This is a genomic window from Bradyrhizobium sp. KZN70725, assembly GCF_055264925.1.
Map to the genome: position 1 here is coordinate 37,712 of NZ_JBUYWT010000056.1, position 14,939 is coordinate 52,650.

Consider the following 14,939-nt stretch of genomic DNA (forward strand, 5'->3'; position numbering starts at 1 on the left):
GCACTTAGATGGCAAGCGACTCGCCGTGGAACAGCCACCCGACGAACGCAGCCAATGTCAGAGCGATCGAGGCGAAGATGCCGACCAGCTTGATCGTCGTGATCGCCTTCAGGATCGAGACAGACCGCGCCGCCGCATGCGGGTCGCCGTGCAGCAGCAGCCATACCAGGAGACAATCCTCGATCAGGTCGCTGAGCAGGTACACCGCCGGCACGACCAGGCCGAGCCACGCAGCGGACGGGTAGATCCGGCTGAGCCAGTGCGATGACGCCGCCCCCATCGCACCCGCCAGCGCCAGCATGACGATCAGGTCGAGCGGAAACAGGATCGGAAAGACATATTTCATCCGCAGATCGGACTGCACCAGCTCGCCGAGCTGGTCGCCGGTGTAGCTCAGCGTCTTCTCCGGAAAGCGGGTGCGGAACCTGCTTGCGAACACGCGATCGGAATAGCTGCCGACCCACCAGAACAGCCCGAACGCCACCACCACAAGTCCCAAGAGAATGGCCGTCACGAGAGCTTGAGGGCTCATGCCGACCTGTTCCTGTTGCTGCTGAGGAAGCTGCGGGAAGCCGCAGGAAAGATGATCGCGTGCACCGCGGAGTCCCTGAAAGGGAGAAAATGTCGACGCATATAGCAATGATCGACGAGCAGATTTCCATCTTTTCCGAAGTGTTGCAATTGAATTTTGAGAGCGCCATTGGCGGCTGGCCCAAAGCATCGCGAACCGCAATTGGGTCTCTCACGGACACTCCGTCACGGCCGGGCATCGGCGAGCTGAAGCGATGCCGTCCTTGGCGCAGCTTTGGCCGGCTGTGGCGAGATTCAATTCGAAAGCCAACGGCAGGCAACGCCGGCGCGCATCGCGCTTCGCTACCCGGCACCACCGGCGGTCACGCCGCCGCCACAGAACCGTCTTCAATTGGAGATTGAATTTTCACCGCATTCTGCCGTACATAGAGGCCACGAATTTTCACGGCGGCCGCGAGGGCAACGGATGCCGAAGGATATTGTGATTTGTTGCGACGGCACCGGCAACGAGATCGGTGACAATATTTCCAACGTGCTGAAGCTGTTCCGCGTCGCCGACAAGAATGACCGGCAGCGGATCTATTATCACCCCGGCCTCGGCACCATCGGCCTGCAAAACGCCTGGGGCCGCTTCAAGCAGCAGATGCGCGGCCTGTTCGGGCTGGCCTTCGGCGCCGGTCTCGACCAGGACACGCTCGGCGCCTACCTGTTCCTGTGCCGGGCGTGGGAGCCAGGCGACCGGGTCTGGATGTTCGGCTTCAGCCGCGGTGCCTACACGGTGCGCGTGCTCGCGGCCTTCGTCCATGTGATGGGCCTGCTGCCCGTCGACCAGCTCGACCTCGCGAGCTACGCCTTCGGCACCTACAAAAAAGCCAGCTCCGACGCCCAGAAATCCGACGGCACGTTCGACTATGCTCCATTGAAGGAAGCCTGGCATTTCAGCCAGATTGCCGGCGGCCGCAACATCGGCATCGAGTTCGTCGGGGTCTGGGACACCGTGGCCTCGATCATCGTGCCGCGACAGGACAATTTCCTGTTCGACCTCCAGACGCTGCTGTTCACCCGCACCAATTCCAGCGTCAAACGGTTCCGCCAGGCGATCTCGATCGACGAGCGCAGGCGCATGTTCCGACTCAATCGCTGGATCGAGCCGCAGAAATTTCGCTCGGATCCATTCGATCCGGCAACGGAGGTGGAGCAGGACATCCGCCAGGTCTGGTTTGCCGGCGTGCACTCCGACGTCGGCGGCGGCTATCCGGAAGACCAGAGCGGGCCGTCGAAGTTTCCGCTGATCTGGATGCTCGAGCAGGCCAAGGCAGCCGGGCTGCACATGGATCAGGCGCTGATCGATCATCTCGCCTGGGGGATGCCGTTGCCGCCGCACAAGCACGAATATGTGCCGCCGAGCGCGACCGCTCCGCTGCACAATTCGCTGACCGCCGCCTGGGAAATCCTGGAATGGATTCCGAAGAGCGACAAATGGAAGGAATGGTCGGAGCGGAAATCCTTCCTCGGCTTCTATCTGCCGCGCGGCGAGCCGCGGCCGATTGCGGACGGCGCGACCATCCATGCCTCGGTGTTGGAGCGCATGGAGAAGGATCCGGCCTACAAGCCGATCAATATGCCGATGACCTACAACGTCGAGCCGATGACGCCGCCCCCGGCTCCCCCCGCTGCAACGGCTTGACCGCATTACGCGTCGATCGCGTCCTTGATCCGTTTGCGGCTGAGCGGCAGCTCGCGCAGCCGCTTGCCGGTTGCATGCGCGATGGCATTGGCGAGCGAGGCGGCGGCCGGGCCCTGCCCGGTCTCGCCGCTGCCGAGGAACGGCTGGCCGGGGCGGTTGATGATGTGGACGGCGATACTGTCGGGCACCGCATTGAAGCGCAGGATCGGGTAGGTCTGCCAGTCGATGCTGGTGATCCTTGTCTCGTCGAAGGTGACGCTTTCATAGAGCGTCCAGCTGGTCGACTGCACGATCGCGCCCTCGATCTGGTTGGTGATGCCGTCCGGATTGACGACCTGGCCGGCGTCGACGGCGGCGACCGCGCGCACCAGCCGGGCCCGCCCGGTTTCTCGATCGACCTCGACCTCGGACGCGATGGCGCAATAGGCGGCGAGATTCTTGTAGCGCGCGAACGCAAAGCCGTAGCCGTGATTTCGCAGCGGCTGCTGTCCGCGCGTCCAGCCGAATTCCTCCGCGGCCTTCTCGACCACCGCGCGGCCCCGCTGATCGTCGAGATGCCTGAGGCGAAACTCGACCGGATCGGCGCCGGCGAGATCGGCCAGTTCATCCATGAAGCTCTCGGTCGAGAACACGTTGTGATAGGCGCCGAGCGCGCGCATCGCGGAGATCCGCAGCGGCATCGCGGGGATGAAGTGATGCATCACATGCGCGTTCGGAAAATTGTAGATCGGGATCGCGTTGCGATCGCCGCCACCCTCCGGCAGCGGCAACGGCTTTGGTGCCGGCACCGCGAATGATCGCGCCATGTGCTGGGCCGCAAGCAGCGCGCCGGCGCCGCCCGGCCGCATCGAATGGGTATTGCTCCACACCGCGAAATTCCAGTCGGCGATCTTGCCGTCGGTCGTGAGCGACGCGCTCAATTTCGTCACCATCGCCGGGCCATAGGGCTCCCAGCCGTGCTCCTGCTCGCGCATCCACTGCACCCGAATTGGGCGCCCTGGCAGCACCCGGGCGATCAGCGCGGCGTCGGCCGCGGCATCGTCGGCGCCATTGTGGCCGTAACAGCCGGAGCCTTCGACATGGATCAGGCGGACGCTGGCGGGCGTCATGCCGAGCATCTCGGCGATCGCCTGCCGGTCGGGATAGACGCCCTGCGTGTGCGTCCACACCGTCATCGCGCCGTCGACGAATTGCGCGACCGCGCAGGACGGCCCGATCGAGCCGTGCGACTGGTAAGGCCGCGCATAGGTCGCTTCGAGCGACCGCGCGCCGCTCACCGTGGGATCGCTACGCTGCAAGATCGCGAAATCCTGAGAGGGCAGCGTGGTCAGCACGTTGGCCAGATCGTGCTGGTTCGGCAGCTTCGCGCTCTCCCGCCACTTCGCCGCGGCAGCCAGCGCGTGCATGGCCTTGACCGCCGAAAATTCCTTGTCCGCCACCACGGCCAGGAAGTTGCCGTCGCGCACGATTTGAATCACGCCGGGCATTTTCTTGATCGCGGCCGTGTCGCATTCCACGAGCTGCGCGCCGTAGCTCGGCGGGCGCACCACGCGCGCATGCACCATGCCGGGAAGCCGCATGTCCTGCACATAGGCGGCGCCGCCCGTGACCTTGGCCGGAATATCGACGCGTGGCACCGGCTGGCCCATCACCTTGAAGCTCGCCGGATCCTTCAGGCTCGATGTCGGTTGCGCCTGGACGTGCAACATGTCCGCGGCGACAAGCTCGCCATAGCCCAGACGCCGGCCATCGGGAGCAACGACGGCCGCATTCTCGGTTCGCAAGCCGTCGGGCGGCAAGCCGAAACGCTTTGCCGCCTCGGCCACCAGCAACATGCGCGCTTGCGCTGCGGCATGCAGGATCGCCGTGCCGCTGTCTTGCATCGAATGACTGCCGGACGTGTAGCCCTCGTTCGCCGTGAGTTTGGTGTCGGCGGTGATCACCTTCAGCGCATCGAAGGGAATATCGAGCTGCTCGGCCGCAATCTGCTGGAACGCGGTGCGGAATCCCTGGCCGAGTTCGGCCTTGCCCGTGAAGGCCGTGACCTGGCCATTGGCATCGATACGGATCCAGGAATCCAGATTGGGCGTTTTGGCCAGGCTGCCCGGCAACGCCGGGCCCTGCGCAGCCTTCTGCTCCTGCGCCACCGCATGGCGCAGCGAGAAGCTGACAATCAGCGCACCGCCGCCGGCCAGCACGCTGCGGCGATCGAGAATTACCGGCGCGGTCATCGGACGCTCCTGTCGCTTGCGGCGTCGGCCGTATCCATCAACCTGGCGGCGCGGTGCACCGCGCGCAGGATGCGCATATGGGTGCCGCAGCGGCAGAGATTGGGCTCCAGCTCGGCGCGGATCTGCGCATCCGATGGCTTCGGGTTGCGCATCAGCAGCGCCTGCGCGCGCATCATCATCCCGGCGATGCAGTAGCCACACTGCGCCGCCTGCTCCTCCATGAAGGCGCGCTGGATCGGCGCCGGCGCGGCCACGGTGCCGAGCCCTTCGAGCGTCGTCACCTGCTTGCCCTCGACCAGGACCAGCGGCGTGACGCAGGACAGCACCGCCTTGCCGTCGACGATCACCGTGCAGGAGCCACATTGCCCGAGCCCGCAGCCGAACTTGGCGGCATTGAGCGCCAGATCATTGCGCAGCACATAGAGCAACGGCGTATCCGGCTCCGCATCGACCTGATGATCCCTGCCATTGACCTTCAATGTCATCATGGCTTGCCTCGCTGTCTGGATTCCGCCGGCGTGTCGCGCGCCGCAAGCGACGTGGCCTGCACCGCCCGCGCATCGCGCACCGCCTTGTCGAGATTGGCCCACGCCGGCCGCTTGCCGAACCGCTCGCGCAGATAGGCCGTGAGCGCGACCATCTGCGTATCATCGATGCTGCTGGCGAAGCCCGGCATGATCGGGCTGCGCTCGCCTTCGACGGCGCCAACGCCCGACAGCACGATATTGAGGAGGTTGCGCGGGTCGGGGCTTGCGATCGCCGTGCTGAGCGCGAGATTCACGCCGCCGTAGGGCAGCGCGCGGTTGCCCTCATGGCAGGAGGCACACGCCGCGGCATAGATCGCTGCGCCGGCCGCATGGGTCTGTGCCGCATCATCGGAAGACGATTGTGCGACGACGTCGGCCGGCCGCTTGCGATCCGGCGCCGGCGCGCCCGAGATATCGGCCATGTACACGGAGATGGCCCGCACGTCGCTGTCGGGCACCGTCGCCAGATTGCCGACCACTTCAGCCATCGGCCCGCGCGCGGTGCCATGATCGGCCTGCCAGCCGTGGCGCAAATAGGCGTAGAGCGCGTCGGCGGTCCACCGCACCGGGGCGTGCGAGGTGTCGTTCAGCGCGTAGGCGTGCCAATTGTCGACCTCGCCGCCGGAGAACTGCGCATTCACCCGCTCGGCGCCGAGCGCGTTGCGCGGCGTGTGGCAGGCGCCGCAATGCGCGAGCCCCTCCACCAGATAGGCGCCGCGGTTCCATTCCGCGCCCTTCGCCGAGTCCTGAGGGGCATCGCCGCTGCGCAGATACAGCAGCTTCCACCCTGCAATCAGCGGTCGATAGTTGAGCGGGAACGAAAGCTGATTCGCCGGCGGCGACGCGTGGACCGGCTGCCGCGTCATCAGGAACGCATACAGCGCCCGGTCGTCCGCATCCGAGACGTTGGTGAAATGGTCATAGGGAAAGGTCGGGTAGAGATGCTGGCCATCGCGGGCGACGCCGGAGCGCATCGCGCGGACGAACGCCTCCTCCGGCCAGCGCCCGATGCCGGTTTCGGCATCCGGCGTGATGTTGGATGAGAAGACGATGCCGAACGGCGTTGGAACCGGGAGCCCGCCGGCATAAGTCGCGCCGCCCTGCACGGTATGGCAGGTGTTGCAATTGCCGATCGCGGCGAGTTCGCGGCCGCGTTTGACCACATCGGGGTCGAAGGTATCGGCCCGCGGCGGCGCAATGGCGGCAATCTGCGGCCGCCAGGCGACGGCAAAGGCCGCCGCCGCGCCCGCGACCAGCACGATCGCGGCAATGCCTGTGATGATCCGCAGCTGACCAGTCATGCTGAATTGAGTTTGTTGTTGGGACGTGTATTAACACCTTTCGTTCCGGTATCGTTCGGCCAGAAGACCTCGATCACCGCCTGTTGACCTCAAGGAATCCTGAAAATCCCAAAGGGATCGCGCAAGGGATCATGACCGCCCAGCCCGCCCTCGATCGCGCATCCGCCCCGTCTCGCGATGCGCTGTCCGTGCTCAGTTCCGTGTTCGGCCTGTCGGGCTTCCGCGGCGCGCAGGAAAACATCATCCGTCACGTCACCGATGGCGGCAATTGCCTGGTGCTGATGCCGACCGGCGGCGGCAAGTCGCTGTGCTACCAATTGCCGTCGCTGCTGCGCGACGGCTGCGGCATCGTGGTATCACCTTTGATCGCGCTGATGCGCGACCAGGTCGCGGGCCTCACTGAAGCCGGCGTCAACGCCGCGGTGCTGAACTCGACGCTGTCCTATGAGGAAGCCTCCGAGGTCGAGCGGCGGCTGCTCGCCGGCGATCTCGACCTGCTCTATGTGGCGCCGGAGCGGCTGCTGACGCCGCGCTGCCTCAATCTGCTCGGCCAGGCGCAGATCGCGCTGTTTGCGATCGACGAGGCGCATTGCGTCTCGCAATGGGGCCATGACTTCCGCCCGGAATATATCGGCCTGTCCGCACTCGCCGAGCGCTTCCCCAAGGTGCCGCGCATCGCGCTGACCGCGACCGCGGACGCGCTGACCCGAAGGGAGATCGCCGAGCGGCTGCAGCTTACCGACGCGCCGCAATTCGTCGCGAGCTTCGACCGGCCCAATATCCGCTACGAGATCGTCGACAAGCAGAATGCGACCACGCAGCTGAAGAATTTCATCAAGGAGCGGCATGCCGGCGACGCCGGCGTGGTGTATTGCCTGTCCCGCGCCAAGGTCGAGGACGTCGCGGCGGCGCTGAGCGAGGCCGGCATTCCGGCGCTGCCCTATCATGCCGGGCTCGATGCCGGCGTGCGCGCCCGACATCAGGACCGCTTCCTCAACGAGGACGGGCTCGTGATCGTCGCCACGATCGCCTTCGGCATGGGGATCGACAAGCCCGATGTGCGCTTCGTCGCGCATCTCGATCTGCCGAAGAGCATCGAAGCCTACTACCAGGAGACCGGGCGTGCCGGCCGCGACGGCAAGCCGTCGGCGGCATGGATGGCCTACGGCCTGTCCGACATCGTGCAGCAGCGCCGCATGATCGATGAATCGACCGGCTCCGACGCCTTCAAGCGCGTCTCGGTCGGCAAGCTCGACGCGCTGGTTGCGCTGGCTGAAACGGTGCATTGCCGCCGGCAGCGCTTGCTCGGCTATTTCGGCGAGACCCGCGCGGAGGATAGCTGCGGCAATTGCGACAACTGCCTGACGCCGCCGCGCGTCCGCGACGGCAAGGTGCTCGCACAAAAGCTGCTGTCCTGCGTCTACCGCACCGGCCAACGTTTCGGCGCCATGCACCTGATCGACGTGCTGGTCGGGCGGCTGACCGAACGGGTCAAGCAGTTCAACCACGACCAGCTGTCGGTGTTCGGCATCGGCCGCGAGCTCAACGAGAAGCAATGGCGCGCGGTGCTGCGCCAGCTGGTGGCGATGGGCCATCTGCGCGCCGACAGCGATGCCTTCGGCGCGCTTGTTCTGACCGACAGCGCCCGCGGCGTGCTGAAGGGCGAGACCGCGGTGATGCTGCGCGAGCAGCCGGAAGGCGCGCGCAACCGCGCGGTCCGCGGCAAGTCGCGCCGCGGCGAGCTTGTGCCAGCGGCCGACAGCCCGGGTGGCGTCGCAAATCCCGCGTTGCATGCGGCGTTGCGCGCCTGGCGCTCGGATGTCGCGCGCCAGCGCGGCGTGCCGGCCTATGTCGTGCTGCACGATTCCACCATCGACGGCATCGCCGCGATGCGGCCGGACACGCTCAGCGAGCTGCGCAACATCGCGGGGATCGGCGACAAGAAGCTCGAGCATTACGGCGACGAGCTGATCCGCATCGTGAAGACGACAGGAGCGTGACCGGTCCTCTCGACGCCGAAGCGACGACAGTCGCTTTGGCCGGCGCTGAGACCGAGGGAGCCGCAGCTCAACGCTGGTCAGCGAGACAGCATTTCTTGTATTTCTTGCCGCTGCCGCACGGGCATGGGTCGTTGCGCCCGACATGGCGCAAGGGATTCCTCACGGGTTCGGTGTGGCTCCACAATGTATCGAGATCGTCCCCAAAGGGGGCGTCCAGATCGTCGAAGGTCTCGTTGTAGCCGTAGTCGGTCCCTTCCATTTCCTGGACCGCATCCTTGATATAGCCGAGGCCAACTTCCTCGAATCGTGCGATTTCCTCGGGTCGCTGCTCGGCATCGACGAGCATTTCGTCGAACTCGCGGCGTTCTGTCATCCAATCGGGTATACGCCCGTCATCGAAAGCGCGATACGCCAAGGGCGCCAGCTCGCGCAGCCCCAGGAGGGCAATTGCCTGCTGCCACGCGTACCAGGCATGGTTCTCGTCATCCGCCAGGTTTTGCTCGTGGAATGCTTTGAGCAGGCGCTGCATGCGCTCCCGCCCGATCATCCCATTCCATGTGAGGAAGGTGGCCGCGCCGAGAACCTGCTCGCGCGCAAATTGATCGACGGACTGATCCACGACCAGACTCAACAAGGCGTCGACATCCCCGTCAAAGACACCCGCGACAATGCGCGCCATGCTTTCGGTCAGGCAGTCACCCAACAGGTCATCAAGTTCGCTTTCGGGTCTGCGCAGCAGTCGCAGCAGGTCGCGGCAAACATCCGTGTCACGAGTTCCACCGAGGATATAGACACCTCGGAACAGCAGCCTGGCCTCATCGTCGGACAGTTCCTCGCCGTTCCCTGCCCGGGCGACGATGGCGCGCAGCGCGGGGGCCGCTTCTTCCATTCTGATCAGGCACATTCCGACTGCGGCCGCAGGCAATTGTTTCTCGGTCGCGACGGCCTCAAGATAGTCTTCGATCGGCCCCAAATCGCCCAACTCGAAGATAGCTTCTACTTCTTCCTTCTTCATGAGACCTCGATCTTCGCGGGCAGATGAACGGTCACGACAGAACAACTACCCGATCACCGCTTATCCCCATCTTCTCCCAGAGACAGCATAGGAGCTATTCGCTGGACGGCAATACGCTTGCTTGCGGGCCGCGCCGCCCTCGCCCTAATCTTTGCCTACCGCGTCCAACGAGGCGCGGACAAGACATAACGATATAGGGAAGAGACGGCCCATGGCTCAGGAGAGCACCGCGCGCAAAACTGTGCGCCCTGCCGAGACCGGAACGTTCGATGCCGTGGTGATCGGTGCCGGGTTCGCCGGCATGTACATGCTGCATCGGCTGCGCGGACTCGGCTTCACCGCGCGGGTCTATGAGGCCGGCGGCGGCGTCGGCGGCACCTGGTACTGGAATCGCTATCCCGGCGCGCGCTGCGACGTCGAGAGCCTGCAATATTCCTTCTCGTTCTCCGAGGAACTCGATCAGGACTGGAGCTGGTCGGAGAAATATTCTCCGCAGGCTGAAATTCTCGCCTACGCCAATCACGTCGCCGATCGCTTCGATCTGCGCAGCCAGATCGTGTTCGACACCCGCGTCACCGCGGCGACCTTCGACGAGCAGGCAGGCACCTGGCTGATCGAGACCGACCGCGGCGACAGGGTTACCGCAAAGTTCTGCATCATGGCGGTCGGCTGCCTGTCGGCGCCGAACCGGCCGGCTTTCCCGGGCATGGCGGATTTCCGCGGGCCGATCTATCACACCGGCGAATGGCCGCATGAGGGTGTCGACTTCAGCGGCCTGCGCGTCGGCGTGATCGGCACCGGCTCGTCGGCGATCCAGTCGATCCCGATCATCGCGCAGCAGGCCTCCGAGCTCACCGTGTTTCAGCGCACCGCGACCTGGTCGGTGCCGGCGTGGAACGAGCGGCTGTCGGCCGAATATCTCAAGGAGGCCAAGGCGCATTATCCGGAGCTGCGCGCCAAGGCCCGCGCGCGCCCGACCGGCTTCTATTTCCAGTTCAACGCCCAGCCCGCCTTGCAGGCGAGCGAGCGGGAGCGCGAGCAGCAATATGAAGAAGCGTGGCAGCGCGGCGGCCTGCCCTTCCTCGGCGCGTTCGGCGATCTCCTGTTCGAGAAGGCCGCCAACGACACCATCGCCGATTTCGCGCGCGAGAAGATCCGCGGCATCGTCAAGGATCCCGCCACCGCCGAATTGCTGTGCCCGCGAAACGTGTTCGGCTGCAAGCGGCTCTGCGTCGATACCAATTATTTCGAGACCTACAATCTGCCGCATGTGAAGCTGGTCGACGTGTCGACGACGCCGATCGATCGCTTCACGACGGAAGGCATTGTCGTCGACGGCACCGAATACAAGTTCGACGCGATCGTCTCCGCCACCGGCTTTGCCGCCATGACCGGCTCGTTCGACAAGATCGCGATCACCGGCCGCGGCGGGCAGACGCTGGCCGAGAAATGGCGCGCGGGCCCGCGTGCCTATCTCGGCCTTGCCTCCGAGGGCTTTCCGAACCTGTTCATGATCACCGGGCCCGGCAGCCCGTCGGTGCTCGCCAGCATGATCCAGGCGATCGAGCAGCATGTCGATTGGCTGGCGGATTGCATCAGTCATATGCGCGACATCGGCGCCGGCACGATCGAGGCGGTCCGCGACGACGAAGACGCCTGGGTCGCCCATGTCAACGACGTCTCAACGGTCTCGCTGCGCTCGACCTGCAGCTCGTGGTATGTCGGCGCCAACATCCCGGGCCGTCCCCGCGTGTTCATGCCCTATATCGGCGGCTTCCCGATCTATGTGCAGAAGTGCAATGAGGTGATGAACTCGGGTTACGACGGCTTCGTGCTGCAGGGTGGGCGCAACGGCAATGCACCGCCGCAGGTGCGCTTCACCGAGCGCTGGCAGGTACCGCTCGACATCGAGGTGATCTCGCCGGCCGCGGTCGCCGCGAAGCGGGTTCCCGTGGTCTGAGTGCCGGCGGTATCCCCACCGGGATTGCGCATGATAGTGTCGCGCCGGTCCGCGCTTGGCATCGCGGAGCGCACGGGGGACGATGGCCGACACGGCATTGCAGGGACTGGTCGAGCGGATCGGCGCGGATCACGTCGTGCGCCGGCTTGGGATCGAGGCCGCGCATGAGAAGCAGGTGTTCGGCCAGGGCACGCTGCTGTTCAACGTCGAGAACTGGAAACTGGCGCCGCGGATCATCGAGACCGCGCTCAAGGTGACCGGCCTGCACGGCCGCGCGCGGCGTAATGCCGATAGGGTCGAAGTGCGGCACAATCTGGTGACGTCGGCGCGCCTGCCGGCGGCCTTCGACGGCTTCGCCATGCTTCAGCTCAGCGATCTCCATGCCGACATCAGCCAACGCGCGATGCGGCATCTGATGGACATCGTGAGCGATATCGCCTGCGATATCTGCGTTCTCACGGGCGACTACCGCGGCAAGACGTATGGGCCGTTTGAAACGAGCCTCGCGTTGATGCGGGATCTGTGCGCGCGGATCAAGCTGCCGCTCTACGGCATCCTCGGCAATCACGACAGCATCCGCATGACGCCGGCGCTGGAGGCGATGGGCATCAGGATGCTGTTCAATGAGCAGGAGTCGATCACGCGCGATGGCGCGACGATCCACCTCGCCGGGATCGACGACGCGCACTTCTACCGCACCGACGACATTGCAAGGGCTGCCGCGGCGATCCCGCGCGATGCGTTCTCGATCCTGCTGGCACATACGCCGGAATCCTACCGCGCGGCGGCGGCGGCCGGCTTCGACCTGATGCTGAGCGGCCATACCCATGGCGGCCAGCTCTGCCTGCCTGGCGGCATCGCGATCAAGCTGGAGGCCCGGCTGCCGCGCCGGATGGGCCGAGGCGCCTGGCGCTTCGGCACGCTTGCCGGCTACACATCGGCCGGCGCCGGCACCAGCCTGGCGCCGGTGCGGCTGAACTGCCCGGCCGAGATCACGGTGCATTCGCTGCGGCGGCTCGACCGCTGAGCTCTGATACCCGCCCGTAGGCGGCAGGCGCAGGCGCGCATTGCCAATATCGAAAACAACCCCATGCAAAGGAGCCGGCGGCTGCCCGGACGCGCAGCCGCAGGTAAAATCGTATGGTCGACAGCGGAGAAAGCGGTAGCGGAGGTCTCAATTGCCCTTCTTCGCACTCGCGCTCTGCTCGTTCACCGTGCAGGTGATCAGCAGCGTGTAGCCGCGCGCATTCTTGGCAATCTCGGCGGTTTCCTTCTTCATCTCCTCGCGCCACTCGGCGGTCCGGTACGCCACCGCGCTGTTGTCGAGAAAGTCGCGCAGCGCGCCGGTCTTGATCGCGAAATTGATGTTCTCCGGGATGGTCCCCGTCGCCCGCGCCATCCTGACCGCGTCGAGCTTGGCAGCCACCACGCCGACCACCGCGCCGGTAAGGTCGAACAGCGGACCGCCGCTGTTGCCCGGCTGCACGGCGGCGCTGATCTGCAGATGACGGGTATCGTTGAGGATGCCACTCAGCGAAGAGACAATGCCCGTGGTGACCGTGAAATCGGATGTCAGCAATCCGTGATAGGGATAACCGATCGCCACTACGCCGTTGCCGACCAGGATGGGGTTTTGCCTGAGGCTGACGACATCCTTGAAAGGGGTCGGCGCCTGCAGCAACGCGAGATCATTGGTCTCGTCATCGGACACCAGGCGCAGCTTGACCGGCGCCTCGCCGCTCAGGTTGCCCGTGATCTCGCTGCAGCCGCCGACGACATGGTGATTGGTGACGACGTGGCCGCTGCTGCTGACCACAAAGCCGGTGCCGGTCCCCGATCTCGCCTGCTTCGCCGGCGGCGCGCTGGGTGCTGCAGCCTGCTGCGGCGGCGCCGCCGCAGGCTTTGTCGCGACCGCGAACTCGCCGGCATTGGAGACGCCGTTCTTCTTCACCGAGACGACGCAGTTGAGCAGAGCCGGCAACAGCTGCGCGGTCTGATTGAGGTTGAACTGAAACAATTGTCCCTGCGCGAATGCCGTCATCTGGCGCGCCTTGCGGAACTGGTTGATTAGACTGGAATTCACCGGCATCTCGACATTCACGAGCTGGGTGCCGAGCGGCATGCCGTAGACGTTGAACGCCGGCTGGCCGTCAAAGGTCAGCGCCAGCGGAAAGGCCTCGCCCGGCGTCAGACGCCAGCTGTCATGGGCAAAGCCGAGCCGCCAGCTGCCATTCTCGGCGATCGACACCATGAAGAAGATGCCGCTTTGATAGGTGGTGCCCGCCGAGCAATGGGTGAAGGCGCCATTCTTGTCGTTGGTGAAAGCGCCGCCCTTCCAGTTGCCGACCGTGATCGAGCCGTAGGGACCGCGGGCGCTCGACGGAGTTGCAGACGCAAACAGCCACGCGGCCGCAACGGCCGCCCAGATCGCAACTCTCATGACGCGCACTCCCCCAGCCACAACCCATCATAGGAGGCGTCGAAATTCATCCGCAAGTGGTGCGCGGCTTGGTCTTTGGTCCTGCGGCCACGCAAGTCCGCCGCGGATGAGGCGATCGCCACACCCTCAGGTTACAGAACCTATGTTCCTATTATGTTCCTATGTCAACCGAGGTACTGGCCGTATTTAAGCCCCGTGTCCCAAGTTGAATCTTGGAGTGTCTTAATTCCGATTAAGCTAACGAAAACCGTAACTTGGCCGATGTTCTCGGCAAGACTACTGAGTCGCACGCCAGATGTTCTGGCTTTTGCAATCCGCCAAGTGTTCTCGCTCCACAGGGCAGAAGTGTTACCGGGGTTCTCCGTGGGTGAACGGAGTTCCAGCCTCCGCTACCGTCCCCCTTAGCATTCCGATGGAATAAGCCCGCCATCGCAGGGGTTGGAAGCTGAGGGAGGTCGACCAAGCCATGGAAAGCGAAAGTGCGCCTTCAGGGCCGGGTGAAGCCGCGTGGGAAGCGTTGACATTCGATGAGCCCGTCATCGTCGCGCTTGCTATTTGGGCCGCGCTATTGGTGGCCCACGTCATCGCGGCGTCGGTGTATTGGCGGGAGCAGCGCAGCCCGGAATGGTTGGCCGTTCTTGCGATCTTGGCCTACTGGCCAATCCTGGTGTCGATCATAGGTCTCGGCCTTGTTCTAAAATATCTGATCCGACCGCTGATCGGACAAATAAAACTGTTCCGGCGAAGGTCCGATATCAAAGGCGTCGTTGAGTAAGGCCGCCTCAGTTGGCGGCCTCTCCGTTTATGATCTCGATCCATCGGCGCAAGCTCGATTCAAATCGCTCGCGCACTTCTGCTTCCGAGTTAGCCGTCACGCCAAATGAGAGCGGCGCCTCCCTTCCTGTGGTTGCGATCCATCCTCCGCAAGCTCGCGGCTGAATCTCCGGCACAATCCCCGGCTTGGGGCTGAAACATAGGCAAATGCAGGCCCGGTCGAAGCGCCCTCTAATACGACACCATGACGTCGGAAGAGATGCGAGCGATGGCAGCACAGTGCGATGATGTGGCCGTGAAGCTACTCGCTCCCGAGCGCGCCATTGTCCGGAACGTCGCAGCCCAATCGCGTATGCTGGCACTGCGCGGCGGCGATCAGGGTGAGACTTCAGCGACAATCAAGGTGAGACTGCGCCGATGGGGGCGGACCGAAGGGAGGGCGTAGCCCGACCGGAGGACCGTCCCCATCGGCG

12 protein-coding genes are annotated in these 14,939 nt (G+C 64.8%); 6 read left to right on the plus strand and 6 right to left on the minus strand.

Going from position 1 to position 14,939, the window contains the following annotated elements; translation table 11 throughout:
* Positions 1-4: 4 nt before the first annotated feature.
* Positions 5-532: a hypothetical protein gene (locus ACZBJS_RS34450; protein WP_210262845.1), complete on the minus strand. Its 528-nt coding sequence runs from the start codon at positions 530-532 to the stop codon at positions 5-7.
* Positions 533-639: 107 nt separating this feature from the next.
* On the opposite strand from ACZBJS_RS34450, the gene ACZBJS_RS34455 reads away from it, so the two are divergent.
* A complete protein-coding gene (locus ACZBJS_RS34455; protein ID WP_316398531.1) occupies positions 640-933 on the plus strand; it encodes a hypothetical protein in 294 nt (97 codons plus the stop codon).
* Positions 934-997: 64 nt separating this feature from the next.
* A complete protein-coding gene (locus ACZBJS_RS34460; RefSeq protein WP_316398530.1) occupies positions 998-2,218 on the plus strand; it encodes a DUF2235 domain-containing protein in 1,221 nt (406 codons plus the stop codon).
* A 5-nt stretch (positions 2,219-2,223) separates the two neighbouring features.
* Here the strand turns inward: ACZBJS_RS34460 and ACZBJS_RS34465 are convergent, their stop codons facing one another.
* From ACZBJS_RS34465 to ACZBJS_RS34475, 3 genes are read right to left on the minus strand one after another with little or no spacing between them, the layout of a single operon-like run.
* Entirely contained in the window at positions 2,224-4,449 is a 2,226-nt protein-coding gene (locus ACZBJS_RS34465) for a xanthine dehydrogenase family protein molybdopterin-binding subunit (protein WP_463439808.1), read from the minus strand.
* Positions 4,446-4,937 carry a (2Fe-2S)-binding protein gene (locus ACZBJS_RS34470; RefSeq protein WP_076834854.1) on the minus strand — a complete coding sequence of 164 codons (492 nt, stop codon included), beginning with the start codon at positions 4,935-4,937 and terminating at the stop codon, positions 4,446-4,448. The genes ACZBJS_RS34465 and ACZBJS_RS34470 overlap by 4 nt, the downstream gene beginning before the upstream one ends.
* Entirely contained in the window at positions 4,934-6,277 is a 1,344-nt protein-coding gene (locus ACZBJS_RS34475) for a c-type cytochrome (RefSeq protein ID WP_316398528.1), read from the minus strand. The genes ACZBJS_RS34470 and ACZBJS_RS34475 overlap by 4 nt, the downstream gene beginning before the upstream one ends.
* 131 nt (positions 6,278-6,408) lie before the next feature.
* Here ACZBJS_RS34475 and recQ point away from each other — a divergent pair, with 131 nt between their 5' ends.
* Entirely contained in the window at positions 6,409-8,277 is a 1,869-nt protein-coding gene (recQ, locus tag ACZBJS_RS34480) for a DNA helicase RecQ (RefSeq protein WP_316398527.1), read from the plus strand.
* A 67-nt stretch (positions 8,278-8,344) separates the two neighbouring features.
* Here recQ and ACZBJS_RS34485 read toward each other — a convergent pair whose 3' ends face one another.
* Positions 8,345-9,292, minus strand: coding sequence for a DUF1186 domain-containing protein (locus ACZBJS_RS34485; RefSeq protein WP_316398526.1), 948 nt, complete (start codon positions 9,290-9,292; stop codon positions 8,345-8,347).
* A gap of 211 nt (positions 9,293-9,503) precedes the next feature.
* On the opposite strand from ACZBJS_RS34485, the gene ACZBJS_RS34490 reads away from it, so the two are divergent.
* Both ACZBJS_RS34490 and ACZBJS_RS34495 read left to right on the plus strand, forming a co-directional pair.
* Entirely contained in the window at positions 9,504-11,252 is a 1,749-nt protein-coding gene (locus tag ACZBJS_RS34490; protein ID WP_229193356.1) for a flavin-containing monooxygenase, read from the plus strand.
* Between the two features lie 82 nt (positions 11,253-11,334).
* Positions 11,335-12,279, plus strand: coding sequence for a metallophosphoesterase (locus ACZBJS_RS34495; protein ID WP_316398525.1), 945 nt, complete (start codon positions 11,335-11,337; stop codon positions 12,277-12,279).
* Positions 12,280-12,426: 147 nt separating this feature from the next.
* Here the strand turns inward: ACZBJS_RS34495 and ACZBJS_RS34500 are convergent, their stop codons facing one another.
* Complete coding sequence (locus ACZBJS_RS34500; RefSeq protein WP_253605153.1) at positions 12,427-13,692, minus strand: S1C family serine protease; 1,266 nt, start codon at positions 13,690-13,692, stop codon at positions 12,427-12,429.
* 466 nt (positions 13,693-14,158) lie between these two features.
* Between ACZBJS_RS34500 and ACZBJS_RS34505 the strand changes: the two genes are divergently transcribed.
* On the plus strand, positions 14,159-14,467 hold the full coding sequence (locus ACZBJS_RS34505; protein WP_229193518.1) for a hypothetical protein: 309 nt from the start codon (positions 14,159-14,161) through the stop codon (positions 14,465-14,467).
* Positions 14,468-14,939: the final 472 nt, after the last annotated feature.